Raw genomic sequence first — 23,120 nt, 5'->3', positions numbered from 1 at the left:
TGCTGGGCTTATTACGTGCTGGACGCCTTCGACACCTGCGTCGAGCTGGCCGGCGAAGGCATCGACACCGTCGAGGCCCGCATCGGCTCGTACACCATGGGCGCCAACATCGAGAACCTGCTGTACGTCGGCGGCACCGGCACCTTCGTCGGGACCGGCAATGCGCTGGACAACATCATCACCGGCGGGAACGGCAACGACATCCTGCGCGGCCGCGGCGGCAGCGACACGATCAACGGCGGGCTCGGCAAGGACGAGATCCAGATGCGTGGCCTTGCGGCGGACTACNCGCTGGACAACATCATCACCGGCGGGAACGGCAACGACATCCTGCGCGGCCGCGGCGGCAGCGACACGATCAACGGCGGGCTCGGCAAGGACGAGATCCAGATGCGCGGGCTGGCCGCGGACTACACCGTTGTCGCGGACGGCTCGGGCTGGCGCATCACAGACAGCGTCGCCGGTCGCGACGGCTCGACCTTCGTCACCTCGATCGAGGTGATCCGCTGGGTGAACAACCAGGTGCGCACGCTTAGCTATCCGCCGGTGGCGGCCTCGATCGGCGAGTCCGAAGGCAAGGGCGGTCCGGAGGTCAGTCCGCTGATGGCGGCCGATGCGGATTCCTTCGTCCTCCCGGCGCTGGCCTCGGATCAGGCGCAGGTCCTGCCCAGCCTGACCTTCGCCGACGCGTTCGACGGCTTCGACGTGGCGCCGGGCCTCGCCGATCGGCTGTTCCTCGGGCTGGAAGCCCGGATGGCGCACCACGATGGCGGGCTGTCCGGCTTCAACCACGACGGCTTCAATGCCGGGGTGTCGAACGACGACTGGCTGAGCTGACGACGGGAGGGATCGACGGTCGCCCGGCTCATCGTCCATCCCTCCGGTCTCCTCCTGTGACACGCTAGGTGTCAGCGTTTCGGGCCTCGGGTGATGACCCGATGGCCCGGGCGGGGCGACTGGCCCATCTGGTGGTCTGAAACCAGGGAGCCCGATCATGAAGACCCTCACCCTTCCGCTCGCCCTGTCCGCCGCGGTGCTGGGACTGGCGGCCTGTACGCCGACGCAGACGCCGAACTCCTTCTCCTCGAACGAGGCGCAGCGGGCGCAGCCGGTGACCTTCGGCCATGTGTTGGCGGTGCGACCGGTCGAGATCCGGCCCGGTCAGACGCGGCTGGGTACCGGAACCGGGGCGGTGTTGGGCGGCTTGGCCGGCTCGCAGCTCGGCAGCGGTACGGCGGCCAATACGGCCGGGGCCGTGGTCGGCGCCGTGGCGGGCGGGGCCGTCGGCAGCGCCGCCCAAGGCTCGCGGGTGACCCAGGGCGTCGAGCTGACGGTGCGGCTGGAAAGCGGCGAGACCATCGCCGTGGTGCAGCAGGGCGACATCCGGGACTTCCGTGTCGACGACCGAGTCCGGGTCGTCGGCACGGCGGAGAACACACGGGTGGCGCGCTAGAAGATCTGAACGGCGGCGTCGGCCCAGACCAGCAGGGCGAAGGCCAGGATCGCGCCGACCGCCATCAGGCGGTAGAGCGGCGTGTGCAGCACCTTGACCGCAAGCTCGATCAGCGCGCCGGTGACGCCGATCAGCCCGCCCCAGAAGAGGAAATCGAGAGTTGTCCAGTTCACCTCTGACGTGAATTGCATCGCGACCAGCGGCAGCAGGAACAGAGCCCCTGCCGCGCCCCAGGCCAACAGTCTGATCGGGGCGCCGCGCCCTCCAGCCTTCGTCGTGGTGTCCATGGCTCTGTCTCCCGGTCCGAGCATGATTTCAGGACAACCTGAACCTGAACTGCTGCGCCGTCATGTGGATTTTGCGTGCAGAGCAGGCGCCGGGTGCATTCCACCCCCAGGTTTGACAACGGCGTTCGTCGGGCGCGTCATCAGCGACGCCGCAAACCCTCCGGGATGAGCCGATGACAGACGCCGCCGCCTATCTGTTCCGCCCCGCCAACCCGCTGGAGGAACGGCTGGTCGCCGCGTCGCGGGGCGACCCCGCGGCCCAGGCCGCCTTCGCCCAGACGCTGCCGGACGAAACCCTCTACGTCGGGACGCTCGACAAGGTCCCTGAGGGGACGTTGCAGGCCTCGACGCCGATGCGGGTGTTGTCGATCGAACTGAAGGACGGGCGGCGGGCGACGGCGGTGTTCACCGCGCCCGAGCGCATGCTGGCGGCCTTCGGCGAGGGGGTGGGTTGCCTGGCCCTGCCCGGGCGCAAGCTGTTCGAGATGATCCGAGCCGACCCGGCGGTGCTGAACCCGGGCCAGCCCTATGGGGTGATGTGGGAGCCTGCGTCGCTGGAGGCCTTGGCCGGGCTGCCGGCCCGGCGGCTGGTTGAGCCGACGGCCGCGCCGCAGCCTGCTCCGGGGGGGCAGCAGGAGCCCCAGGTGCTGCTCGGCGCGCCGGCCGAAGTCCCGACCGAGCTGATGGCGCGGCTGAAGGCCCTGCTGGATCCGTTGCCGCAGGTGCGCGCGGCATGGCTGGCCCTGGCCTACTGGCCGGGGGCGACGAACACCGTCTGGCATCTGGACGTGCGCTGCGACGGCGACGCCGAGCCGATCCGGCGCGCCCTGGGATCCAGCCCGTTGCCGACCGACCGCAAGCTGGAGCTGATCCTCAATGCGCCGGGCGGCGAGGACGGCGTCGGCTTGCCGGTGGTGGCGGTGCGGGCGGCCGGCAAGGGGAAGAAGGGGCTGATGGGGCGTCTGTTCGGCGGCTGAGGGAATGCTATCAAGGCGGTTCCGACACTGTGCGAGGACTGCACCCCGATGACCGATTCCGACAACCGCCCCGTGCCGCCCTCAACCGACTTCGAGCCGCAGAACGCGCTGGAGCGGCTGCTGAGCGCCACCACCTCGGGCGGCGCCGCCGAGCGCGCCGCCTTCGAGCAGGCGCTGATGACCCATCCGCTGTGGGCGGCCCTGACCCCGGAGCCGGGCGATGCGGAGGACGTCATCCGCCTGCGCAGCGTGACCCAGTCTGACGGCAAGACCGCCACCGCCCTGTTCACCTCCCGCGAGCGCGTCGTGGCGACCTGCGGCGCCGAGGTAGAGCCGCGCTCCTGGCCCGGCCGCGCGCTGCTGGAGACGGTGCGCCGCAATCCGGTGATCCTCAACGCCGGCCATGGCCTGGGCGTGCGCTGGACGCCGGACGCCCTGAGCCGCCTGCTCGCCCAGGGCCGCACCCGCCCGATGCCGACCGACATGGCCGTCCCGACCGACCTGCCCGCCGGCCTGGTCGAGGGGCTGACCCGCGAGCTGACCGCCGAGCCGACCATTCGCGCCGTGTGGTTGGCCGCGGCCCAATGGGAGGGCGGCGAGAACGGCTTCGTGCTCGACCTGCGCGCCGACCCGTCAGAGGTCGCCATCCCCGCCCTGATCAACCGCGCCCTGGAAGGCGTCCCGCTGGACCGCCGGCTGGACGTGGTGGTCGGCTCGCCGGCCGAGCCGGACGGGACGGGGCTGGCGGTGGTGGGGAGAAGGTAAGGGCTACCCTACCGTCGCGCGCCAGGTCTCTGGTTCGAGCGTCACAGCGACCTCCAGGGGCGGCTTCAGCCGGAACAGTTTGGGCTCGACCGAGAGGTCATACAGGCGGTGCAGGCGCCAGTGGTCGGGGCGTTCGCGGCTGACTTCGCGCTCGGTGCGGGTCACGAAGAAGGGTGTCGAGCGGGCGCCGCGGGTCGCCTTGACCTCGATCAGCCGTTCGTCGCCGGCCGAGGAGAAGCTGCGGATGTCGTAGCCGGCGCCGTCACCGCGCTCCTGCGAGGTCCACTCGACCTTCTTGGCCAGGTCCATGCGGTCGGCGGCGATGAGGCGGTCGACCTCATGACGGAAGACATGCTCCTCGCCGAGGCGCCCGAGGAGGCGGTTGCGGTGGTCTCGCGCGGCCGGATTGTATTTGCGCACGAGCCGTTCGAGGCCTTCGGGTCGGGGCTTGCGCGGCGCGCCCGGCGGCGGGGCCGGCTCGATGATGAGCGGGCGGATCTCGGTTGGCGGTTCGATCGAAGGCGCATCAATGGTCGGCCTGTCGGCGAAGGGGCGGCCGCGGGCCTGCAGGCCGGAGGAAGGTGCGAACGGCTCCGCCCCTCCGCCGCTTCGCGCTCCGCCTCCCCATCGCTCCCCCACCGGGAGGAGATGGGCAGGCTCGCCGATCTCCCAGGCGTCGGGGTGGGCGTCGAGGTAGCGCTCGACGGCCGGGAAGATCGCCTGCTGGTAGTTGGCCATTGGCCGGTAGCCGCGGATGTTCGGCAAGCCCAGCTCGGCGAGGACCGCCGAGATGTTCATGTGCTTGAACTCGATCGACTTGTGCCCTCGGCCGATCTGCTCATCGAGGGCGCGGGCTCGGTGCGCCTTGACGACGGGCGCGTCGGCGAACTGGGCGCCGAGGATGGAGAAATACTCCGCGACGATCAGGTCGAGTTCGTCGACCGTCCAGTCGGTTCCTACTTTTGATTGGTATGCCACGGCCCCTCCACCAACTGGAGGTTAGGCGACAACCTGGCGGATGCGCCAGGCCCCTACCGCTTCCTGAACCGGCTGGCCTCGGCTTTCAGACTGCTCCCCCAGCTCGTCGTCGGCTGGTCGGGCTCGGCGACGAAGGGCAGTTCGCCGGCCAGCCCCCGCATCGCCAAGGCCAGCGGGAGCGCGAAGTGGCGCAGGGTGCGCAGGGGCTTGCGGCGGTTGTCAGTGACGTCCCAGCCCTCGGCGGCGAAGGCGTCGACCATGTCGGCCGGGTCGAGGCGCTCGATGCGGTCCCAGTCGGCGGGGAGGGCGACGGCTTCCGCTTCGTCGGGAGTGAGTTTGAGTGCGGCGACGACGGCGGCGTCCACCTCGGGGAATTCATGGCGCTCGTCCGGATCGGCGATGCGCGGCGTCATCAGCGCCTTTAGCTCGAGGTCGTCGACGCCGGGCAGGTCGATCAGGCGGCGGAGGGGGGCTTGGGTCATGGCGTGGATGTAGCGCATCGGGCCCGTCCTCGCATCTCCACCGCATCTGGGCCCGTTGACCCGGGGCGCGGTCAGGCCCATCGCAGGAGCCGCGAATCCGCAACGGGAGCCTGCCCATGACCTCTGTCGACCCCAAGGCCCCGCGCCTCGCCGTGCTGATCGATGCGGAGAACGCCTCAGCCCGCATCGCCGAGGCCCTGTTCACCGAGATCGCCACCCTGGGTGAAGCCTCGGCGCGGCGCATCTACGGCGACTTCTCCAGCCCGCAGCTGGCCGGCTGGACCAAGGTCTTGGCCCGGTTCGCCATCCAACCGCAGCAGAATTTCGCCAACACCAAGGGCAAGAACTCGGGCGATATCGCCCTGGTCATCGACGGCATGGACCTGCTGCACTCCGGCCGGTTCGACGGCTTCTGCCTGGTCTCGTCGGACGCCGACTTCACCCGGCTGGCGTCGCGCATCCGCGAGGAGGGCGTCGACGTCTACGGCTTCGGCGAGCAGAAGACGCCGGAGAGCTTCCGCCAGGCGTGCACCCGGTTCATCTACACCGAGAATTTGACCGCCCCGGCCGGCGACGGCGAGGGGGCGGCGGCGCGGGGTTCACGCGCGGCCAGCGGCAAGCGCAAGCCGTCCGAGGCGTCGCGCCTGATCGCCACCGTCATCGCCGACATGGACGAGGACGGCGACGGCTGGGTCACGGTCAGCGGCATCGGCGACCGGCTGCGCAACACCTATCCGGATTTCGACCAGCGCACCTACGGCCACGCCAAGCTGTCGGACCTGATCCGCGCCACCGGCCGCTTCGAGGTCCAGACGGGCTCGGGCGGGGCGATGCGAATCCGGGACAAGGCCTAGGCCAGGCCGCCCATGAAGTCGCGCTTGCCGAGCGGCACGCCGGCCTGACGCAGCAGGCCGTAGGCCGTGGTCAGGTGGAAGTAGAAGTTCGGCAGGGCGAAGCCGGTGACGTAGGCGACGCCCTTGAAGGGCAGCTCGCCGCCCGGGAATTTCAGCACCACGTCCTTGCCCTCCTGGCCGTCGATCGCCTCGCGCGGGACGGAGCGGACATAGTCCAAGGTGCCGGCGATGCGCGTCTTGAGGTCGGCGATGGTCACCTCGCTGTCGTCGTTGACGGGGGCCTCGACGCCGGATAGGCGGGCGATGCACAGCTTGGGGCTGTCGCAGGCGATCTGCACCTGCTTGATCAGCGGGTGCATGTCGTCGATCAGCCGCTTCGAGAGGTAGGCCTCCGGATCGGCGCCGGTCTCGGCGGCGTGGGCCACCGCCTTGTCGAGCAGCCCGTTCAGGGCGTTCAGGCCGCGGCTGAAGGCGGGGACCGTCAGGTCGTAGAGTTCTGTGGCCATGGCGGTCTCTCCTGCGAGTTGAGGCCGCCCTTGTAGCCAAGCGCTACGGGAAGGTCACGACCGTGCGGACGGCGTTGCCTTCGTGAAGGTCGTCGAAGGCGGCGTTGATGTCGTCGAGCGCTATGGTCCCGGTCAGCAGCCGGTCGACCGGCAGGCGGCCCTGGCGGAACAGGGCGACGTAGCGGGGAATGTCGCGGCTCGGCACGCAAGTGCCGATGTAGGAGCCCTTGAGGGTGCGCTCCTCGGCGACGAGGGAGACGACGTTGACCGCCAGGGCGGCCTCGGGCGGGGGCAGGCCGGCAGTGACGGTGGTTCCGCCGCGGCGCGTCATTTTCCAGGCGGACTCCAGGGCGCGGACGCTGCCGGCCATCTCGAACACATAGTCGGCCCCGCCGCCCGTCAGGGCGCGGACCTGGTCGACGGCGTCGGGGTCGGCCGCGTTGACGGTCTGCACAGCGCCGAGGGAGCGGGCCAGGGCCAGCTTGTCTTCGGACAGGTCGACGGCGACGACGGGCGAGGCCCCCGCGGCCAGGGCGCCGAGCACCGAGGACAGGCCGACGCCGCCGAGGCCGACCACGGCGACCGACTGGCCCGCGCGCACCTGGGCGGTGTTCACCACGGCCCCGACGCCGGTCAGGACGGCGCAGCCGAACAGGGCGGCGTGTTCGAATGGCAGGTCGCGGTCGACCTTCACCAGCGAGCGGCGCGAAACCACGGCGTGGGCGGCGAAGGCCGAGCAGCCGAGGTGGTGGTTCAGGTCGCCCTGCTCGTCGTGGATGCGGCGTCCGCCGCCCAGCAGCTCGCCCTTGCCGTTGGCCGCCGCGCCCGGCTCGCACAGGGCCGGACGGCCGCCGGCGCAGGGATCGCAGTGGCCGCAGCTGGGCATGAAGACCATAACCACGTGGTCGCCTGGAACCAGGTCGTCGACGCCCGGGCCGACCGCCTCGACCACGCCGGCCGCTTCATGACCCAGGGCCATCGGCATGGGCCTCGGCCGGTCGCCGTTGATGACGCTGAGGTCCGAGTGGCACAGGCCCGCCGCCTTGATCGCCACCCGCACCTCGCCGGCGCCGGGCGCGTCCAGGGTCACCACCTCGATCGCCAGCGGACGGCTGTCGGCATAGGGCCGGGCGGCGCCCATGGCGCGCAGGACGGCGGCGGTGGTCTGCATCGGCGAGGTCATGGCCGGGACGCTAGGCGCTTGACGCTGCGTCCGCCAAGCCCCCGGCGACGCGCGCTATTTGCCGCCCGCGTTCTCTACGCTGTTCTTGAAGAAGGCCTTGGCCTGCCAATAGCACGGCGCCTGGCTGCAGTTGGCCATGACCACCTCGATGAAGGCGATCTCGTTCTCGGTCGTGCTGATCACCACCTCGGGCAGGGCGTCTATCTGGACGTTCTCGACGACCAGCCGGCCCGAAGCGTCGTAGGCGCGCAAGTCGAGGTCGCTGCAGTCGCCGTCACAGACCGCCACGACGGAGAAGTCCGCGCCCGGCACGATGGGGAACCCGAACCGGGTCGTCTCGTCATTGTCGAGGCTGCCGTTGAACGGTCCGGCGGCGAAGCCGAAGCCGGCGGACTCGGCGGCGCGATCGAAGTGGGCCATGCGCTCGTCCAGCGACTGGGCGGCGACGGGCGTGGCGAAAAGCAGGGCGGCCAAGGCCGCGACGGTGAAGCGTTTCATGGATCCCCCCTTGCCCGGCGTTCCGAGCTTGGCCGTACCATCGGTCGGCGACGCCGGCATGGCAAGTCGGGCGGCCTTGACGGAAGCCGACGCAGGCTGAAGGCTCCCCCTCAACAATAAATGGGAGGCTGCGCGTGACGGGTACCATCGAGCGTACGAAACGGAGCGATTATCGGCGCTTCCAGGCCATCTCCACCCGCTGGATGGACAACGACGTCTACGGCCATGTGAACAATGTGGTCTATTATTCGTGGTTCGACACGGCTGTGAACCGGCTGCTGGTCGTCAACGGCGTGCTCGACATCCACAACGGCAAAACCATCGGCCTGGTGGTCGAGACCGGCTGCCGCTACTTCGCCCCGACGGCCTTTCCGGACGAGATCCAGGCCGGGGTGCGGGTGGCCCACGTCGGCACCAGCTCGGTCCGCTACGAGATTGGCCTGTTCAAGAACAACGAGGACGAGGCGGCCGCGGTCGGTCACTTCGTGCACGTCTACGTCGACCGCGAGACCAAGCGGCCGGTGTCGGTGGACGACAAGATGCGCGGGTTCCTGGAGAGCCTGAAGGCGTAGGACGCAGACTTGCCCTCCCGTCCGCGGGAGGGTGACTTCGGAGGCTAGTCTTCCAAGCGCCCCATCAGAGCCAGGGCGCCGACGGTCGCGACGACGCCGAGGGCGAAGGCGCCGACGATCGAGCCGGTGGCGATGGCCAAGGGGACGGTGACCGGTCGGGCTTCGTACCACTCGACGATATCGGCGGGGCCTTCCTCGAGGTCGTCATCGCGGTAGAGGTCCGAGTCGTAGAGGGTGTCTTCGACGGTCATGCCATGCTCCTTGGGCCGGGCCTGCGGAGCCCACTCGGGAAATGCCCGGCCAGCCTCGCTGGTTCCTGAGTCTAGTATAGCACCGCATGCCGGTGAATTGGCGGGTGTGGTGACAGTCGCCGCGCCATCGGCTAGAGCCCGGCTCCGACTTTTCTCGCCTCGAGCAGACGAAGACCCATGGCCGGCCATTCCAAATTCAAGAACATCATGCACCGCAAGGGGCGCGCCGATGCGCAGCGCTCCAAGCTGTTCTCCAAATTGTCGCGCGACATCACCGTGGCCGCCAAGTCGGGCATGCCCGACCCGGCCATGAACCCGCGCCTGCGCCTGGCGGTGAACAACGCCAAGGCCGAGAGCCTGCCCAAGGACGTGATCCAGCGGGCCATCAACAAGGCCTCGTCGGGCGATGTCGATACGATGGAAGAGATCCGCTACGAGGGCCGCGGCCCCGGCGGCGTCGGCATCATCGTCGAGGCCCTGACCGACAACCGCAACCGCGCCGGCTCCAACATCCGCGCCGCCTTCTCGAAGAACGGCGGAGCCCTGGGCGAGATCAACTCGGTCGCCTTCATGTGGGATCGCGTCGGCCAGATCATCTACAAGGCCGAGGCGGGCACCGAGGACGCCGTCATGGAGGCCGCCATCGAGGCGGGCGCCCAGGACGTCGAGAGCGACCTGGTCAAGCCGGACATCTATGAGGACGCGCCGGGCCACACCATCTGGACCAAGTTCGAGGACCTCAACGAGGTCGCCGACGCCATGTCCAAGGTGCTGGGCGATCCGAAATCGACCGCCCTCGTGTGGCGCCCGCAGTCGGAGGTCCAGGTGACCGGCGAGACCGTGGGCACGCTGATGAAGCTGCTCGACGCCCTCGACGCCGAGGACGACGTCCAGAACGTCTATTCGAACGAGGACATCTCGGACGAAGACGCGGCGAAGTACGCCGGTTGAGCGAGCCTGGGCCGCCTGAGGGAGACCGGGGCGGCCCCGTCGTCGTCGCCGCCTGGCTGACGGCGGCCGCCGTCGTCTTGCTGCTGGCAGCGGCGATCGCCTGGGTCGGGTCCAATGCCCGGTTCGAGCTGCGCCAGGTGGACAGCGTCCAGTTGTTTCCCGATCGGGCGGCGGACACGCCCCTCGTCGACGGCCCGCCGCGCTGGCGTCGGCAGCCCGCGCCGGACTTCCCGCGCCGCGCCGTGCGCGCAGGTGTCGAAAGCGCGGACGTTACCCTGATGTGCGTCACCCGCCGGAGCGGCAACGTCTCGAAATGCGAAGTCGTGCGCGAAACGCCGGAGGGGTACGGCTTCGGGCGCGCGGCCGTACGGGCGGGCAACCGTTCGCGAGTCTATCCGCGCGTGGTCGACGGCCGGGCGGAGCGCGGGACGATCCGGTTCACCATCCGCTTCCGCATGCCGGACGATGTCTCGCCGCCGGCCGGTTGAACAGCGCCTCGGCGCCCTTATTCAGCGGCTTGGCCCATGCCCAGCCAGCTGTCGCCCTCGCTCATCGCAGCCGCCCGGGGTCGGCGCAGGCGCAGGATGGCCTGCAGGCTCTCGGTCAGATCGGTGATCTGGTCGCTGCTCAGGCCCGAACAGGCCCTGACGACCTCGGTCTTGAGCGCGCCGTAGGCCACCCCGGCGAGCCTGACGTTGCCCTTGGTTCCAGACATGCGGCATCCCTCCACGCAGACGAAGCATAGCCGTGCGAATCAGCCGCTGTTCAGGGGTTTCGACGGTCTAGGTCATCAGAGCTAGGGACCTAGGGGAAACACCCTAGGCCGTCGGTGGTAGAAGCGAAGCCGTTGAAAAGCTTGGCTGTTGGCTATTCGGCGTACGCCTTCACCAGTTCGAACAGGAAGTCGCGGCCCTCGTAGAGCGAACGAACGCGGATGCGCTCGTTCAGGCCGTGGACGCCCGCGCCGTCGGGGTCGACGAACAGACCCTGGATGCCATAGGTCGGAATCCCGGCCGCGTTGGTGAAGCGGCCGTCGGTGGCGCCCGGGCTCATGGACGGGACGACCGGCACGCCGGGCCAGATCTGGCCGGCGACGCGGGTGATCGGCTCCATGATGGCGGGCGTGAGGGGCGGGGGCGGCGAGGTCGGGTCGATCTTGCCCGGCATGGTGACGACGACGCCGGGGTCGGCCAGGACGCGCTCGAGATCGGCGCGGACGTCGTGCGGGTCATGACCCGGCAGGATGCGGCAGTTTACGTTGGCGACGGCGCGCTGGGGCAGGGCGTTGGGCGCGTGGCCGGCGTCGACCATGGTGGCCACGCAGGTGGTGCGCAGGACGGCGTTCCAGGCCGGATCGGCGGCCGACAGGCGTTGCGCCGCCGCCTCACGGACGTCGGGCGACCCGGCGGCGGCGATCAGGCGCATGTCAGCGGCGTGGGCCGGCGTGGCGTCGGCCATGGCCGTGAAATAGGCCTGCACGGCCGGATTCGGCTCGGTCGGAAAGCTGTAGGCCTCAAGGCGGGTCAGGGCGTTGGACAGCCGATAGATGGCGTTGTCCGGCAAGGGACGCGAGGAGTGCCCGCCGGGATTCGTCACCTCGAGCCGGTAGTCCTGGTAGATTTTCTCACCGGCCTGGACGTCCAGGGCGACGCGGTCGCCCTCGGTGTCGAGCCGCCCGCGCGCGCCTTCGTTCAGCGCGAAGCCGGCGCGCAGAGCGTCGGGGTGATGTTCGAGCAGCCATTCGACGCCGTTCCAGGTGTCGGAGGTCTCTTCTCCGCAGGTCAGGGCGATCTTGATGTCGCGACGGGGCGTGAAGCCCTGCTGTTTCAGCCGCGCCAAGGTGTCGACCCAGATTGCCGCCTGGGCTTTGTCGTCATGGGCGCCACGGGCGTAGAAATAGCCGCCCTCCTCGACCAGGGTGAAGGGGTCGCGGTCCCAGTCCTCGCGGCGCGCCTCGACCACGTCGATGTGGGCCAGCAGCAGGATCGGCTCGGCGGTCGGGTCCGAGCCATGCAGCACGGCGGCCAGATTGCCGTCCTTGGGCCGGTCCGGACTGGCCAGCACGCGCACGTCGGCGGCGGGCAGGCCGGCGTCGAGCAGGCGGGCGGCCATGCGCTCGGAGGCCAGGGTGCAGCTCCCCTCGGACAGGGTGGTGTTGGTCTCGATCAACTCCTCATAGAGGTCGCGGAACGCCAGCTGATCCGCGCGGGGCGAAGGGTCCTCGGCGAGCGCAGGCGTGGCGACGGCGAGCAGGACGAGGCCTGCGAGGGCGGTGGATTTCGACATTGGGCTTCCTCCCGACAGCGAAGGAGGCTAGCGCGACGCCGCGGCCCTGTCGCCTCTGTTGCAATCGGAGGCCGAGGCGCGGAATTGGGGGCGGGGGACCACATGCACGACTATCGACACACAGCGCCTGAGGTGGAGCAGCATCGCGATTGGCGCAGGCTGGCGCCCGGCCTCGTGCTGGCTCTGGTGATGGTCGCGGGCAGCGCGGTGTCGCTGGCGTATCTCGCCGAGCAGTGGCGGGTGCAGGCGCCGGTCCGGGCTGCCCGGGAGTCTGCGCGGCTGGCGCGGGAGGCGGCGGAGCGAGCCTTGCCGGTCGCTGTGGCCCCGACGCCGAAGACGCGGCCTGTGGGCGAGACCGTCGCGCCGACCAGCCTGGCCTACCGTTCAGTCGAATGGTTGTCGGAGCCGACGTATACGATTTCACGCACCGAGCTCGCACCGGGCTTCCACGATCGGCGCCTTGAGGTCGAGTTCCGGTGCACGGCGGGGATCGACGGCCGGCTTCATGACTGCAAGGCGACCGAGCGGCCCGCCGGGTCCGGCCTGGCGCGGGCGATACTGCCGCAGCTGGATCGCGTCAGGCTGCGGCCCATGCAGGTCGGCGACGAGTACCAGGAGGTCCCGGTGGGATTCAGCCTGGAATTCGACTTCCGACCGAAGCCCGGAACGCAGACGCCTTCGATCCCGACGGGCGTTCCGCCGGCCGAGGCGTCGGCGCCGCCGTCAGAGCCCTTCACCGATCCGGACCCGGTCGAACCGGAGCCCCCAGCCGCCTGAACCGGAACCGCCAAGCCTGGCTGTCGTTGGTCGGGCATGGATCTGAACGACCTGCCCGGTTTCGTCCTGCCGTTGCTCGCCGCCATGGTGGCGGGCGGCCTGATCGGCTTCGAGCGCGAGTGGCGGGGCCGCGCCGCCGGCTTGCGCACCCACATCCTGGTCTGCCTGGCCTCGGCCCTGCTGATGGAGGCGGCGGTGTCGCAGGGGGCGTGGCGCTTCAGCGTCCTGGACGGGGCCAACATCGTGACCGACCCGGCGCGATTGGCGCACGGGGTGCTGACCGGCATCGGCTTCCTGTGCGCCGGGGTGATCTTCCGCGCCGGTTTCTCGATCCATGGCCTGACCACGGCGGCGAGCCTGTGGATCACGTCTGCGCTCGGCCTGCTGTTCGGAGCCGGGCTGTTCTTGCTCGGCGCGACCGGCACGCTGCTGACCGTGGCCATTCTGGTGGCCTTGCGGTTGGTCAGCAAACGGTTGCCGCAGGAGGCGGTGGTCGATGCTGAAGTGACCTGGCGGCGCGAGGCCGTGGAGGCCGAGGCGGCGGTCGAGGCGGCGCTCGCCGCGTTTGACCCCGCCCGCCGCGCCGATCGGATCGAGCTGATCGAGGCGGGGGCCGCGGTGCGTCGCTGCTTCCGTCTGAAGCTGGCCGACGAGGCGGCGATGAAGGCCTTGGCGGCGCGCCTCCGCACCATCGACGGGGTGATCGGCTACGCCCTGGACCCCCGCGACGACTGAGCTTTGCTTGATCCGCCGGCGGAGCCGGGCCTACGCTCCTGATTCGATCAGTCGGCGGAGCGAATTTTGTGATCAACTGGGACCTGGTCTGGCCGGTGGCCGCGGCCATGACGGCGGGCGGGCTAATCGGGGTCGAGCGCACCTACCATGGTCATCCCGCAGGCTTCCGGACCCACATCCTGGTCTGCCTGACCTCCTGCCTCCTGATGCTGGCGGCGATGCATCAGGCGACCTGGGCCTTCTACGCGCTGACCGGCCAGAACGTGGTCATCGACCCGACCCGGATGTCGCACGGCCTGCTGACCGGCATCGGCTTCCTCTGCGCCGGGGTCATCTTCCGGGAGGGCTTCTCGGTCCACGGCCTGACCACCGCGGCCTCGTTGTGGGTGACCTCGGCGATCGGGGTGCTGTTCGGGGTCGGCATGCTGCAGCTGGCGCTGATCGGGGCGGGTGCGACCCTGGCGGTGCTGGCCGTGCTGCGCCTGCTCGACGCCAAACTGCCGCACGTCGGCGTGGTCGACGTGACCCTGAAGTGGAAGCGCGGCCAGGCGCCGGGCGAGGCGCGCCTGCGCGACCTGCTGCACGCCGAGGGCATGAGGGCGGTCCGCATCGGCCACGTCATCACCCAGGAGGGCGCCCTGCACGAGCACCACATGAAGGTGAAGGGCCAGATGCCCATGGATATCGACGGCCTGGTCGGGCGACTGGGCTCTGAGGAGGGGTTGGCCGGGTTCGCGGTCATGCCGCGCGACGAATAAGGGGGCGGCCGCAGCCGATCTGAGCTGTACTGCGTCGTCCGCCGCGAGGCGCTGGCCGTTTCGAGGAGCCGACCGTGACCTGCCTCGGCATCGGGCCGATCGATCCGGATCTGCGCGACGAGCGGTTGAAGGGCTGCGGCCGCTGATCTGACGTCAGGTGCAGAAGGCGATGGCGGCGTCGACGAACACCGCCAGCCCGTGCCGGCTCCATAACCACAGGCCCAGGCCGAGGACGGCGGCGATCGCAGCGCCGATGGCCAGTTTTCGGGTCATTCGGCGGCGACCGGAACAGGCGCGGCGCGGCTGATCGGGGCCTCGCGGATCGGCAGATTGACCGCCGCGGCCATGAAGCCGAGCGCGATCGAGGCGATCCAGATCGGGCCGTAGGAGCCTGTGGCGTCGAAGGCCAGGCCCGCCAGCCAGGCGCCGAGGAAGGCTCCCACCTGATGGCTCAGGAAGACGATGCCGCCGAGGGCCGACAGGTGCCTGAGGCCGTAGATCTGGGCGACCAGGCCGTTGGTCAGGGGCACGGTCCCGAGCCACAGGAAGCCGAAGGCGGCGGCGAAGATCAGCACGCTCATCGACGAAAGCGGAACGACCAGGAAGATGGCGATGGCAACGCCGCGCAGGGCGTAGAGCAGGCCCAGCAGGCCCTTCTTCGACCGCTTCGAACCCCAGGCGCCCCACAGCCAGGAGCCGGCGATGTTGAACAGTCCGATCAGGGCCAGGGCGTAGGCGCCGGTCTGCGCCGGCAGGCCCTCGTCGCGGATGTAGGCGGGCAGGTGGGTGCCGACGAAGGCGATGTGGAAGCCGCAGACGAAGAAGCCGGCGTTGAGCAGCCAGAAGGACGGGTGGGCGAAGGCCTCGCGCAGGGCCTCGCGGATCGGCGGACCGTCGTCCTGACCGAGGGCGGCAGGCGGCTTGCCGGCGACGCCGAGGGCCAGGGGCGCGATCAGGGCGATCAGGCCGGCGAGGGCGAACAGGGTCAGGCGCCAGTCCAGCGCGTCGAGCAGGCCCTGCGCGGCGGGCACGACCAGGAACTGGCCGAGCGAGCCGCCGGCGGTGACCAAGCCGAAGGCCAGGGTGCGCTTCTCGGCGGGCACGATCTTGCCGACGGCGCCGAGGATGACGGTGAAGGTGCAGCCCGCCATGGCCAGGCCGACCAGGGCGCCGAAGCCGATGGCCAGGCCGAGCGCGCTGGCGGCGGTGGCGGCGATCAGCAGGCCGGCCGCGTAGACCGCCGCGCCGACGACGGCGACCTTGCCCGCCCCATGCTTGTCCGCCCAGGCGCCGACGAAGGGCTGCATCACCCCGAACAGCAGGTTCTGGGCGGCCACGATCAGGCCGAAGGTCTGGCGGTCGACCTCCAGGTCCAGCCCCAACGGAGTCAGGAACAGGCCGAAGGCCTGCCGCACGCCCATCGACAGGGTGACGATGAAGGCCCCCGCCAGGATCATGATCCAGGCGCGGTTGGAGAGCTTGGCGGGCGGAATGATAGCGGCGTCAGACATGGGCCTCGACCTCCGACAGCAGTTCGATCAGGGCGGCCTCGCGCGGGCCGAGGGTCTCGCTGACCCGGGCCTGGGCGGCGCGCCAGCCGGGCATGGCCTCCTCCAGCTTGCCGCGGCCGACGTCTGTGACCGCCAGCCGCCCGCCGCGCTTGCCGGCGACCGGCGCGGAGGCGACCCAGCCCTTCTTCACCAGCGGCTGAAGGGTACGCCACAGGGCGCTTTTCTCGTGCGCCGTAGCCTCGGCCAGCTCGGCCAGGTTCGGGTGCTCAAGGCGGCCGAGGGTGCGCATCACCGAGAACTGGGTGACGGTCAGGCCGGTCGGCGCCAGGGCCTCGTCGTAGAGGCGGGTGAGGGCGCGGGAGGTGCGGCGCAACCGACCGCAGACGCAGGGGAGATCGTCGGACATTGCATATGCAATACGCCTCGCTTGTTGCATATGCAATGCGTTGCTTGACGGAGCGTCACTATCCAAGCTGATTGAAATCGGGTGGACGATTCGGTCGGAGCGGGACGCAGTGAGTGCTGAGAACAAGCCGACACCGGTCGAACTCGAGCTGAGTGACGCCTTCCACCGCATCAAGCGCACGGTGATGCTGCTTTCAGGCTCGCTGGTTGTCTTGGGCTCGACCACCGGCCTGGCTGAAGCGATTGACGCGGTAAAGGGTGCCGCTGGCTTGGAAGGGGCGTCGCCAATCATGCTTCGAGCCGCATTATTCGCGGCAGCCACCTATTACTTCTGGGGCTTTGTTCATCAATTCTGGGCCGCCCATCGTTCCAATGCCGACCTGATGGATGCCTCCAAGCTCGCCAGTTACGAAGTCCAAGTGCGCTCGGTGGCGCAAGCGCTCCAAGATCATTCGGAAGCGTTGGACGCGAACCAAAAGGACTTCGCTGAGCTCGTTTCTGCGCTACCAGATCGTTTGAACGATGCGTTTTTGGATGTCGCCGATCCAAGTCGTGGAGAGGCCCTCATGGCGGGGCACTACGAGAATTTCTCGTCGCAAACGGCGATCCGCCGGAATCATCCTGATCCCGCGATACGGCAAGGAGTCGATGAGGAGTTCGCGGCGATGGTCGCGGATCAGCAGAACAAGTTTCGAATGGCCGCACTTGAGAAGATTGCTGGGGTTTCTCGCGACCTAGATAGGGTCGAAGCATCCCAGAACGCGCTCAACCGTCATTCCAAAGACCTTCAAACGTATGCGTTGAGGGCCGCGGATCGGATTCGGCTGAACAAGCGCATGTACCGGGATCGATGGTTTTCCTTTTGGATCTGGGAGGGAGTTTCAACGGTAGTCGTCTATGGATTAGCGCTGGCCTTTACGTTCACGACGATCGGTTTTTCGCTGGCCAATTGGCTGGTCCGCGTCGCGACTGTTTGAAGCGTGGAGGCCCACCAGCCGGCCTAGTCATTGTCCGTTAGCCATCTATCGGCAATAACGGAACGGATGGCGAACGAAGCGACTCGAATCCTGGGGCTGGACCCCGGTCTGCGGCGCACCGGATGGGGCGTGATCGAGGCCGAGGGTTCGCGCCTGCGTTGGATCGCGCACGGGGTGGTGACGCCCTCGGAGATCGCTCCGTTCAGCGAGCGGCTGCTGCATCTTCTCGACGCCGTCGGCGCCGTCTGCGCCGACTACGGCTGCGACGAGGCGGCGATCGAGGAGGTGTTCGTCAACGTGAACCCGTCATCGACCCTCAAGCTGGGCCACGCCCGCGCCGCCGTCATGCTGGCGCCCGCCAAATGCGGCCTGCCGGTCGCGGAGTATTCGCCGACCCTGATCAAGAAGGCGGTGGTCGGGGCCGGCCACGCAGACAAGGGCCAGATCGCCTTCATGGTCAAACGCCTGCTGCCCCAGTCCGGCGACGCCAAGGCCGACGCCGCGGACGCCCTGGCTGTGGCCATCACCCATGCCCAGCTGCGCAAGCGGGCCCTGCTCGAAACCCTGAAAGGCGCGGCATGATCGGTCGACTGAGGGGGGTGCTGGCCGAGGTCGAGCAGGACCACTGCCTGATCGACTGCGCCGGGGTCGGCTATGTGGTGTCCTGCGGCGCCCGCACCCTGCAGCGCCTGCCGGCGCCGGGCGACGAGGCCACGGTGCACGTCCATTCACAGTGGAGCGAGGACGCCGGGCCGCGACTGTACGGCTTCCTGACCCGCGACGAGCGCCGCGCCTTCACCACCCTGCTGGCCATCCAGGGCGTCGGGCCCAAGGCCGCGCTCGGCGTACTCGACGTGCTGCCGCCCGACGAACTGGCCTCGGCGGTGGCGCGCGACGACAAGGCCGCGGTCGGCCGCGCCAACGGCGTCGGTCCCAAGCTGGCCCTGCGCATCGTCACCGAGTTGAAGGGAAAGTCGCTGGGCGACACCTCCTTCACGCCGAGCGCGCCGGGCGTGCACGTCGAGGCGGCCGCGCCCGTTCCCAGCATCACCGGCGAGGCCGTGTCGGCCCTGCTCGGGCTCGGCGTGGCCGAGGTCAACGCCCGCCGCGCCGTCGACCAGGCGCTGATCCGCCTGGGCGACGAGGCCGAGCTGTCGGCCGTGATCCGCGCGGCGCTTCAGGAGTTGGGGCGGTGATTTTTCTCTCCCGCTCATCCCCGCGAAAGCGGGGACCCAGTGCTTTGGGTGACGACCGTTGTCCGATTGGACGTCAGTCGTTAGTCCTGAGGCGCAGGCGTCACGCTGGACAGGACTGGGTCCCCGCTTTCGCGGGGATGAGCGGATATGAGCATGACTGAGGACAGGCTCGTATCGGGACAGCCCGCCCCCGGCGAAGTCCACGACAAGGCGCTGCGCCCGCAGACCCTGTCGGAGTTCGTCGGCCAGGAGCAGGCCAAGGGCAATCTGAAGGTCTTCATCGACGCCGCCCGGCATCGTCAGGAGGCCTTGGACCACGTCCTCCTGTTCGGCCCGCCGGGACTGGGCAAGACCACCCTGGCGCAGATCGTGTCGCGCGAACTGGGCGTCGGCTTTCGCGCCACCTCGGGCCCGATCCTGGCCAAGGCGGGGGACCTGGCGGCCATCCTGACCAATCTCGAGCCGCGCGACGTCCTCTTCATCGACGAGATCCACCGCCTCGCCCCGGCGGTCGAGGAGATCCTCTATCCGGCCATGGAGGACCATGTGCTGGATCTGATCATCGGCGAGGGGCCGTCGGCGCGCTCGGTGCGCATCGACCTGGCGCCCTTCACCCTGGTCGGGGCGACGACGCGGGCCGGTTTGCTGGCCACGCCGCTGCGCGACCGTTTCGGCATCCCGCTGCGGCTGGAGTTCTACACGCCGCAGGAGCTGACCCGGGTGGTCATGGGGGCGGCCCGCAAGCTCGGCGCGCCCCTGACGGAGGAGGGGGCTCTGGAGATCGCCTCGCGGTCGCGGGGCACGCCGCGCGTGGCCGGGCGGCTGCTCCGCCGCGTGCGCGACTTCGCCTCGGCGGACGGGGCGGCCTCGATAGGCAAGCTGGAGGCGGCGCGGGCCCTGGCCCGGCTGGAGATCGACGAGGTCGGCCTGGACTCGAACGACCGCCGCTTCCTCAAGGCCCTGATCGAGAATTACGGCGGCGGGCCGGTCGGCATGGACACGCTCGCCGCCGCCATCGCCGAGGCGCGCGACGCCGTCGAGGACGTGATCGAGCCCTATCTGCTGCAGCAGGGCTTCATCCAGCGCACGCCCCGCGGCCGGATGGCCTGCGCGCGGGCCTACGCCCACCTCGGCCTGACCGAGCCGCCCAAGGCGCCCCAGGCCGGCGATCTGTTCGGCGGCAAGTGATCAACGCCTTCACCTCGCCGTGAAACCCCGTCATGGTCGTTCGGTCGAGGGAGCGAACATGACGCGTCGGGTCATCAGGGCGGACCGGTTGATCACCGTGTTGGGCGGAGCTGTGCTGCTTCTCGGCGTCGGGGTGCTCTGGATCGTCAGTCAGGGAGGAGCGCTCGGCGCGCAGAAGGTCGATCCCGAGGCGCGGGCCCAGGAGCAGCTGCGCGACCTGATCGGCCGCCATGCGGTGATCCGCTACACCGAGACCGGCCGCCGCCGCGCGGTCTGCGGCTATGTCTCCCACAGCGGCCAGCTGACCGTCTTCATCTCGCGCCCGAACCGCATTCTGCTGGAGACGGATCCGCTGAAGGCCGAGTTCGACGAGATGCTGAGGGACCTGTGCCCGGGCTTCCTGGTCCGGGCCAATGTCGCGCGGGGACGTTCGTGATTGGTGGCGCGATCTGGACCCTGTTCCAGTCGGGATGGCGCGATCGGCGGACGCAGTTCAGGTCGGACCTGAGCGCTGAAGAGTGTTTGGTCCGGCTCCAGGAGGATTTCAGCGGATTGTTCGGCGGCGAGGTCGGCGCCGTGAGGGGCCGGATGTTGGGCCGCGAGGCCAGGGTCGTGCGCCGAATCTTCTATCAAAACAGCTTCCGCACCGTCGTAAGCGTCAGCGTCGCCGACAACCGGGGCAACGCCATCGTTCAGACCGTCGCCGGAGTCTCGATGCCCGTGCGGATCCTCATGCTGGCCTGGTTCGGCTTCCTTCTCCTCTTTTGCAGCCTCGCCCTCCAGGGCGTGGCTGGCGGGTCGCCGGTCGAAGGGGACTGGATATACTTTGTCCTCGTGCCTGGCGGCATGTTCCTGTTCGGCTTCGCCCTCGTCACGGGTTGCCGCTATCTGGCGCGCGACGACGAGGCGGTGATCCTGGCCTACCTGCGCCGTCGTTTGGAGGCCGCATGACCGACCGACCCACCGCCGGCCGTTTCGAGGGGACCGAGCACCGGCTGCCGGTGCGGGTCTACTATGAGGACACCGACTTCACTGGCCTCGTCTATCACGCCAACTATGTGCGCTATTTCGAGCGCGGCCGGTCGGATGCGCTGCGCCTGATGGGCGTCGGCCACGCCGAGCTGCTGGATGGCGACGAGCCGATGGCCTTCGTCGTCTCGAAGCTGGAGATCGCCTACCTCAAGCCGGCCCGTATCGACGACGAGCTGGTGGTGCGCACCCAGTACAGGGCCGTCAAGGGGCCGCGTCTGCTCATCGGGCAGTCGATCTGGCGCGGCGAGGTCGAGCTGTGCCGGGCCGAGGTCGAAGCGGTCTGCATCCACATGGATGGCCGTCCGCGGCGTCCGACGCGGGCGCTGGTCGAGCGGATCACGCCCTGGTTGCCGCCCCAAGCTTGACCGTTCACACACCTGTCAGATGCAGACGGGTGACGCGAGCGGCGCGCCCCGCTAGACCCGGCTGACATCGCCACACAACGGCCACGCCTGTCCGATGCACAGGGATGGACGGACGCAAAGGACGACTGGATGACCGCCGACGCCTCGATGATGAACCCCGTGAGCCTGTTCATGGAGGCCGACCTGGTCGTGAAGGCGATCATGATCGGCCTGGCCATCGCTTCGCTCTGGTCGTGGGCGGTGATCATCGACAAGGCGATCAAATTCGCAGGCCTGAACAGCCAGGCCACCGCCTTCGAGCGCGCCGTCGGCTCGGGCCGGTCTCTGGAGGAGATCGCCGCCCAGGCCGGGCCGGATCCGGCCCACCCGCTGCCGCGCATGCTGCTGATCGCCCTGACCGACTGGCGCGAGGCTCGCGGCCGCGGCGCCCTGACGGAGAACCAGGGCAATATGCTGATGGCCCGCATCGACCGCGCCCTGGACAGCCTGATCGCCCGCGAGAGCCAGCGCGTCGAGGCCGGGCTGGGCGTGCTGTCGGTGGTCGCCACCTCTTCGCCCTTCATCGGCCTGTTCGGCACGGTGTGGGGCATCATGAACGCGTTCGGCCGCATCGCCGAGGCGGGCAACACCAACCTGACGACGGTCGCCCCGGCCATCGCCGAGGCCCTGTTCGCCACCGCCATCGGTCTGGCCGCGGCCATCCCGGCCTACATCGCCTACAACAAGTTCTCGATCGACGCGGGCAAGTTCACCGGCCGCCTGGAGAGCTTCGCCGACGACCTGCAGGCCGCCGTCGCGCGCCGCCTGGGCGGGTCGGTCGGTTCGTCGGCGCGGGAGGTCTGAGCCATGGCCCTCGGAGGAGCGGCCGGCGGCGGCGGACACGTCCGCGGCCGGCGCCGGGCGCGCAAGCGTCCGCTGAGCGAGATCAACGTCACCCCGCTGGTCGACGTCATGCTGGTGCTGCTGATCATCTTCATGATCTCGGCCCCCCTGCTGACCACCGGCGTCGAGGTCGAACTGCCCAAGACCGAGGCCAGCGCGGTCGACGTCTCTCAGGAGCCGGTCACCGTCTCGATCGACAAGGACGGCGGCATCTACGTCGCTGACGGTTTGGTCGCCTGGGAACGGCTGGTCGAGCGCGTCAGCCAGGAGGCGAGCGAGGGCTCGCGCGAGACCCCGGTCTTCGTGCGCGCCGACGGCCGCGCGCCGTATCAGGCCGTGGCCCGGGTGATGGCGCGCCTGTCCGGCGCCGGCTTCACCAAGCTGAACCTGATCACGGACACTTCGGCGTCCGGCGCGGAGGGCTGATCGCTTGGATCGTCCCGGCGTCTCGCTGATCGTTTCGATCGTCGTCCACGCAGTGGTGGTCGGATGTTTCGCGCTCGCCCTTTTGTGGAAGGTCGGGCAGGCGCCCTCGCGCCCGATGATCAACTCGGTGCCGGTGTCGATCATTTCCAGCACGGTCATCGAGGCCGGCCCGGCCGACAATCCGACCGACGACCTGACTGCGTCTGATCCGGTCACGGCGCCGGAGCCGACCCTGCCGGAGCCGCCCCCGCCGGAACCCGAGCCCGTCCCGACGCCGCCGACCCCGCGTCCCCCCGAGAAGGCTGTCGCGCCTCGTCCGAACACCCCGCGCACGCCGCCCCCGCCCCCGGCGACCCGTCCGCCGCCGGCCAAAAAGGGCCCGGTCACGCCGCCCGAGCCGGAGTTCGATCCGCGCCGCTTCCAGAAGCAGGGCCCCCGCAACCCGCGCCCGCCGCGCAATCCGAGCACTCAGCCGCCCGCCGGCGAACGGGGCGCCGGCGCGGCCGCCCGGGCGACCGGTCCGCAGCTGCAGGCCATCAGCGGCCAGGTGCAGGACCGCTGGGACTTCCAGTGCGACCTGCCGGGCGCGCGCGAATTGATCGTGACGGTCCGCATGACCGTCGGTGAGAACGGCCGCGTCACCTCGGGCCCGACCTTCCTCGACCAGGGCTCGGGCGCCGCCTGGCGAAGCGCCACGGACACGATGCGGCGCGCAATCGCCGCGGCGCAGCCCTTCCGCCTGCCCGACGACTGGGAACCTTCCCAGATCACCTTGCGCTTCCGGGCCGACCGCGTTTGCGCAAATCAGTAGCCGTCAGGACGGCT

The 23,120-nt window shown here is 69.6% G+C and carries 32 protein-coding genes and 1 pseudogene; 22 read left to right on the top strand and 11 right to left on the bottom strand.

Annotation, left to right across the window (positions count from 1 at the left end; all coding sequences use genetic code 11):
• Window positions 1-96: 96 nt before the first annotated feature.
• From ASC65_RS17820 to ASC65_RS10025, 3 genes and pseudogenes are all read left to right on the top strand, one after another.
• Window positions 97-288, top strand: a pseudogene (locus ASC65_RS17820) (calcium-binding protein); the annotation flags it as partial.
• 3 nt (window positions 289-291) lie between these two features.
• Window positions 292-837, top strand: a complete 546-nt coding sequence (locus tag ASC65_RS17815) for a hypothetical protein (protein WP_442854123.1) — start codon at window positions 292-294, stop codon at window positions 835-837.
• Window positions 838-994: 157 nt separating this feature from the next.
• Window positions 995-1,453 (top strand): glycine zipper 2TM domain-containing protein, encoded by a 459-nt coding sequence (locus tag ASC65_RS10025; RefSeq protein ID WP_056452188.1) that lies wholly within the window; start codon window positions 995-997, stop codon window positions 1,451-1,453.
• Here the strand turns inward: ASC65_RS10025 and ASC65_RS10020 are convergent.
• Window positions 1,450-1,740 carry a hypothetical protein gene (locus tag ASC65_RS10020; RefSeq protein WP_056452185.1) on the bottom strand — a complete coding sequence of 97 codons (291 nt, stop codon included), beginning with the start codon at window positions 1,738-1,740 and terminating at the stop codon, window positions 1,450-1,452. The two genes, ASC65_RS10025 and ASC65_RS10020, sit on opposite strands and share 4 nt — an antisense overlap.
• Window positions 1,741-1,913: 173 nt before the next feature.
• On the opposite strand from ASC65_RS10020, the gene ASC65_RS10015 reads away from it, so the two are divergent.
• Together ASC65_RS10015 and ASC65_RS10010 are read left to right on the top strand one after the other, a co-directional pair.
• Window positions 1,914-2,717 (top strand): enhanced serine sensitivity protein SseB C-terminal domain-containing protein, encoded by an 804-nt coding sequence (locus ASC65_RS10015; protein WP_056452182.1) that lies wholly within the window; start codon window positions 1,914-1,916, stop codon window positions 2,715-2,717.
• Window positions 2,718-2,765: 48 nt separating this feature from the next.
• Complete coding sequence (locus tag ASC65_RS10010) at window positions 2,766-3,482, top strand: SseB family protein (RefSeq protein WP_056452179.1); 717 nt, start codon at window positions 2,766-2,768, stop codon at window positions 3,480-3,482.
• Window positions 3,483-3,485: 3 nt separating this feature from the next.
• On the opposite strand, the gene ASC65_RS10005 is transcribed toward ASC65_RS10010, so the two are convergent.
• Complete coding sequence (locus ASC65_RS10005; RefSeq protein WP_056452176.1) at window positions 3,486-4,460, bottom strand: DUF3883 domain-containing protein; 975 nt, start codon at window positions 4,458-4,460, stop codon at window positions 3,486-3,488.
• A 53-nt stretch (window positions 4,461-4,513) separates the two neighbouring features.
• Window positions 4,514-4,942: a hypothetical protein gene (locus ASC65_RS10000; protein WP_056452713.1), complete on the bottom strand. Its 429-nt coding sequence runs from the start codon at window positions 4,940-4,942 to the stop codon at window positions 4,514-4,516.
• Between the two features lie 116 nt (window positions 4,943-5,058).
• On the opposite strand from ASC65_RS10000, the gene ASC65_RS09995 reads away from it, so the two are divergent.
• Window positions 5,059-5,796 carry an NYN domain-containing protein gene (locus tag ASC65_RS09995; RefSeq protein ID WP_056452173.1) on the top strand — a complete coding sequence of 246 codons (738 nt, stop codon included), beginning with the start codon at window positions 5,059-5,061 and terminating at the stop codon, window positions 5,794-5,796.
• Here ASC65_RS09995 and ASC65_RS09990 read toward each other — a convergent pair.
• From ASC65_RS09990 to ASC65_RS09980, 3 genes are read right to left on the bottom strand one after another with little or no spacing between them, the layout of a single operon-like run.
• Window positions 5,793-6,302, bottom strand: a complete 510-nt coding sequence (locus ASC65_RS09990) for a DUF1993 domain-containing protein (protein WP_056452169.1) — start codon at window positions 6,300-6,302, stop codon at window positions 5,793-5,795. The two genes, ASC65_RS09995 and ASC65_RS09990, sit on opposite strands and share 4 nt — an antisense overlap.
• Window positions 6,303-6,345: 43 nt before the next feature.
• On the bottom strand, window positions 6,346-7,485 hold the full coding sequence (locus ASC65_RS09985; protein WP_200939823.1) for a zinc-dependent alcohol dehydrogenase family protein: 1,140 nt from the start codon (window positions 7,483-7,485) through the stop codon (window positions 6,346-6,348).
• A gap of 54 nt (window positions 7,486-7,539) precedes the next feature.
• A complete protein-coding gene (locus ASC65_RS09980; protein ID WP_056452166.1) occupies window positions 7,540-7,983 on the bottom strand; it encodes a hypothetical protein in 444 nt (147 codons plus the stop codon).
• A 134-nt stretch (window positions 7,984-8,117) separates the two neighbouring features.
• On the opposite strand from ASC65_RS09980, the gene ASC65_RS09975 reads away from it, so the two are divergent.
• Window positions 8,118-8,555, top strand: coding sequence for an acyl-CoA thioesterase (locus tag ASC65_RS09975; RefSeq protein WP_235561470.1), 438 nt, complete (start codon window positions 8,118-8,120; stop codon window positions 8,553-8,555).
• Between the two features lie 44 nt (window positions 8,556-8,599).
• Here the strand turns inward: ASC65_RS09975 and ASC65_RS09970 are convergent, their stop codons facing one another.
• Window positions 8,600-8,806: a hypothetical protein gene (locus tag ASC65_RS09970; protein WP_056452160.1), complete on the bottom strand. Its 207-nt coding sequence runs from the start codon at window positions 8,804-8,806 to the stop codon at window positions 8,600-8,602.
• Between the two features lie 177 nt (window positions 8,807-8,983).
• Here ASC65_RS09970 and ASC65_RS09965 point away from each other — a divergent pair, with 177 nt between their 5' ends.
• Both ASC65_RS09965 and ASC65_RS09960 read left to right on the top strand, forming a co-directional pair.
• Window positions 8,984-9,757: a YebC/PmpR family DNA-binding transcriptional regulator gene (locus ASC65_RS09965; protein ID WP_056452158.1), complete on the top strand. Its 774-nt coding sequence runs from the start codon at window positions 8,984-8,986 to the stop codon at window positions 9,755-9,757.
• Window positions 9,754-10,245, top strand: a complete 492-nt coding sequence (locus ASC65_RS09960) for a TonB family protein (protein WP_056452155.1) — start codon at window positions 9,754-9,756, stop codon at window positions 10,243-10,245. Before ASC65_RS09965 ends, ASC65_RS09960 begins: the two co-directional genes overlap by 4 nt.
• Before the next feature lie 17 nt (window positions 10,246-10,262).
• Here the strand turns inward: ASC65_RS09960 and ASC65_RS09955 are convergent, their stop codons facing one another.
• Both ASC65_RS09955 and ASC65_RS09950 read right to left on the bottom strand, forming a co-directional pair.
• On the bottom strand, window positions 10,263-10,472 hold the full coding sequence (locus ASC65_RS09955) for a hypothetical protein (protein ID WP_056452152.1): 210 nt from the start codon (window positions 10,470-10,472) through the stop codon (window positions 10,263-10,265).
• Between the two features lie 152 nt (window positions 10,473-10,624).
• Window positions 10,625-12,043, bottom strand: coding sequence for a M20/M25/M40 family metallo-hydrolase (locus ASC65_RS09950; protein WP_056452149.1), 1,419 nt, complete (start codon window positions 12,041-12,043; stop codon window positions 10,625-10,627).
• A gap of 102 nt (window positions 12,044-12,145) precedes the next feature.
• Between ASC65_RS09950 and ASC65_RS09945 the strand changes: the two genes are divergently transcribed.
• From ASC65_RS09945 to ASC65_RS09935, 3 genes are all read left to right on the top strand, one after another.
• Window positions 12,146-12,820: a hypothetical protein gene (locus tag ASC65_RS09945; RefSeq protein ID WP_156459615.1), complete on the top strand. Its 675-nt coding sequence runs from the start codon at window positions 12,146-12,148 to the stop codon at window positions 12,818-12,820.
• Window positions 12,821-12,856: 36 nt separating this feature from the next.
• Window positions 12,857-13,555, top strand: a complete 699-nt coding sequence (locus tag ASC65_RS09940) for an MgtC/SapB family protein (protein WP_056452144.1) — start codon at window positions 12,857-12,859, stop codon at window positions 13,553-13,555.
• Window positions 13,556-13,623: 68 nt separating this feature from the next.
• Entirely contained in the window at window positions 13,624-14,313 is a 690-nt protein-coding gene (locus ASC65_RS09935) for an MgtC/SapB family protein (RefSeq protein WP_442854122.1), read from the top strand.
• 269 nt (window positions 14,314-14,582) lie between these two features.
• Here the strand turns inward: ASC65_RS09935 and ASC65_RS09930 are convergent, their stop codons facing one another.
• Window positions 14,583-15,824, bottom strand: coding sequence for an MFS transporter (locus ASC65_RS09930; RefSeq protein ID WP_056452138.1), 1,242 nt, complete (start codon window positions 15,822-15,824; stop codon window positions 14,583-14,585).
• Window positions 15,817-16,230, bottom strand: a complete 414-nt coding sequence (locus tag ASC65_RS17345; RefSeq protein WP_162245669.1) for a MarR family winged helix-turn-helix transcriptional regulator — start codon at window positions 16,228-16,230, stop codon at window positions 15,817-15,819. Before ASC65_RS17345 ends, ASC65_RS09930 begins: the two co-directional genes overlap by 8 nt.
• A 109-nt stretch (window positions 16,231-16,339) precedes the next feature.
• Here ASC65_RS17345 and ASC65_RS09920 point away from each other — a divergent pair, with 109 nt between their 5' ends.
• From ASC65_RS09920 to ASC65_RS09875, 10 genes are all read left to right on the top strand, one after another.
• Entirely contained in the window at window positions 16,340-17,206 is an 867-nt protein-coding gene (locus ASC65_RS09920) for a hypothetical protein (RefSeq protein ID WP_056452132.1), read from the top strand.
• 66 nt (window positions 17,207-17,272) lie between these two features.
• A complete protein-coding gene (ruvC, locus tag ASC65_RS09915) occupies window positions 17,273-17,788 on the top strand; it encodes a crossover junction endodeoxyribonuclease RuvC (protein ID WP_056452129.1) in 516 nt (171 codons plus the stop codon).
• Entirely contained in the window at window positions 17,785-18,402 is a 618-nt protein-coding gene (gene ruvA, locus ASC65_RS09910) for a Holliday junction branch migration protein RuvA (RefSeq protein WP_056452126.1), read from the top strand. The genes ruvC and ruvA overlap by 4 nt, the downstream gene beginning before the upstream one ends.
• A 153-nt stretch (window positions 18,403-18,555) precedes the next feature.
• A complete protein-coding gene (gene ruvB / locus ASC65_RS09905; RefSeq protein ID WP_056452707.1) occupies window positions 18,556-19,590 on the top strand; it encodes a Holliday junction branch migration DNA helicase RuvB in 1,035 nt (344 codons plus the stop codon).
• Window positions 19,591-19,648: 58 nt separating this feature from the next.
• Window positions 19,649-20,026 carry a hypothetical protein gene (locus ASC65_RS09900; RefSeq protein WP_056452123.1) on the top strand — a complete coding sequence of 126 codons (378 nt, stop codon included), beginning with the start codon at window positions 19,649-19,651 and terminating at the stop codon, window positions 20,024-20,026.
• 86 nt (window positions 20,027-20,112) lie between these two features.
• Window positions 20,113-20,541: a hypothetical protein gene (locus tag ASC65_RS09895; protein ID WP_156459614.1), complete on the top strand. Its 429-nt coding sequence runs from the start codon at window positions 20,113-20,115 to the stop codon at window positions 20,539-20,541.
• Window positions 20,538-20,987 (top strand): tol-pal system-associated acyl-CoA thioesterase, encoded by a 450-nt coding sequence (gene ybgC, locus ASC65_RS09890; RefSeq protein ID WP_056452117.1) that lies wholly within the window; start codon window positions 20,538-20,540, stop codon window positions 20,985-20,987. The genes ASC65_RS09895 and ybgC overlap by 4 nt, the downstream gene beginning before the upstream one ends.
• Window positions 20,988-21,116: 129 nt before the next feature.
• Entirely contained in the window at window positions 21,117-21,830 is a 714-nt protein-coding gene (gene tolQ, locus ASC65_RS09885) for a protein TolQ (protein WP_056452114.1), read from the top strand.
• Window positions 21,831-21,833: 3 nt separating this feature from the next.
• Entirely contained in the window at window positions 21,834-22,295 is a 462-nt protein-coding gene (locus tag ASC65_RS09880; protein ID WP_056452112.1) for an ExbD/TolR family protein, read from the top strand.
• Window positions 22,296-22,299: 4 nt separating this feature from the next.
• A complete protein-coding gene (locus tag ASC65_RS09875; RefSeq protein ID WP_056452109.1) occupies window positions 22,300-23,106 on the top strand; it encodes a hypothetical protein in 807 nt (268 codons plus the stop codon).
• The last annotated feature ends 14 nt before the right edge of the window (window positions 23,107-23,120 follow it).

This window comes from Brevundimonas sp. Root1279, assembly GCF_001425945.1.
GTDB lineage: Bacteria > Pseudomonadota > Alphaproteobacteria > Caulobacterales > Caulobacteraceae > Brevundimonas.
The sequence above is the reverse complement of the archived record's forward strand: the minus strand, read 5'-3'. Positions and strand labels throughout refer to the sequence as shown.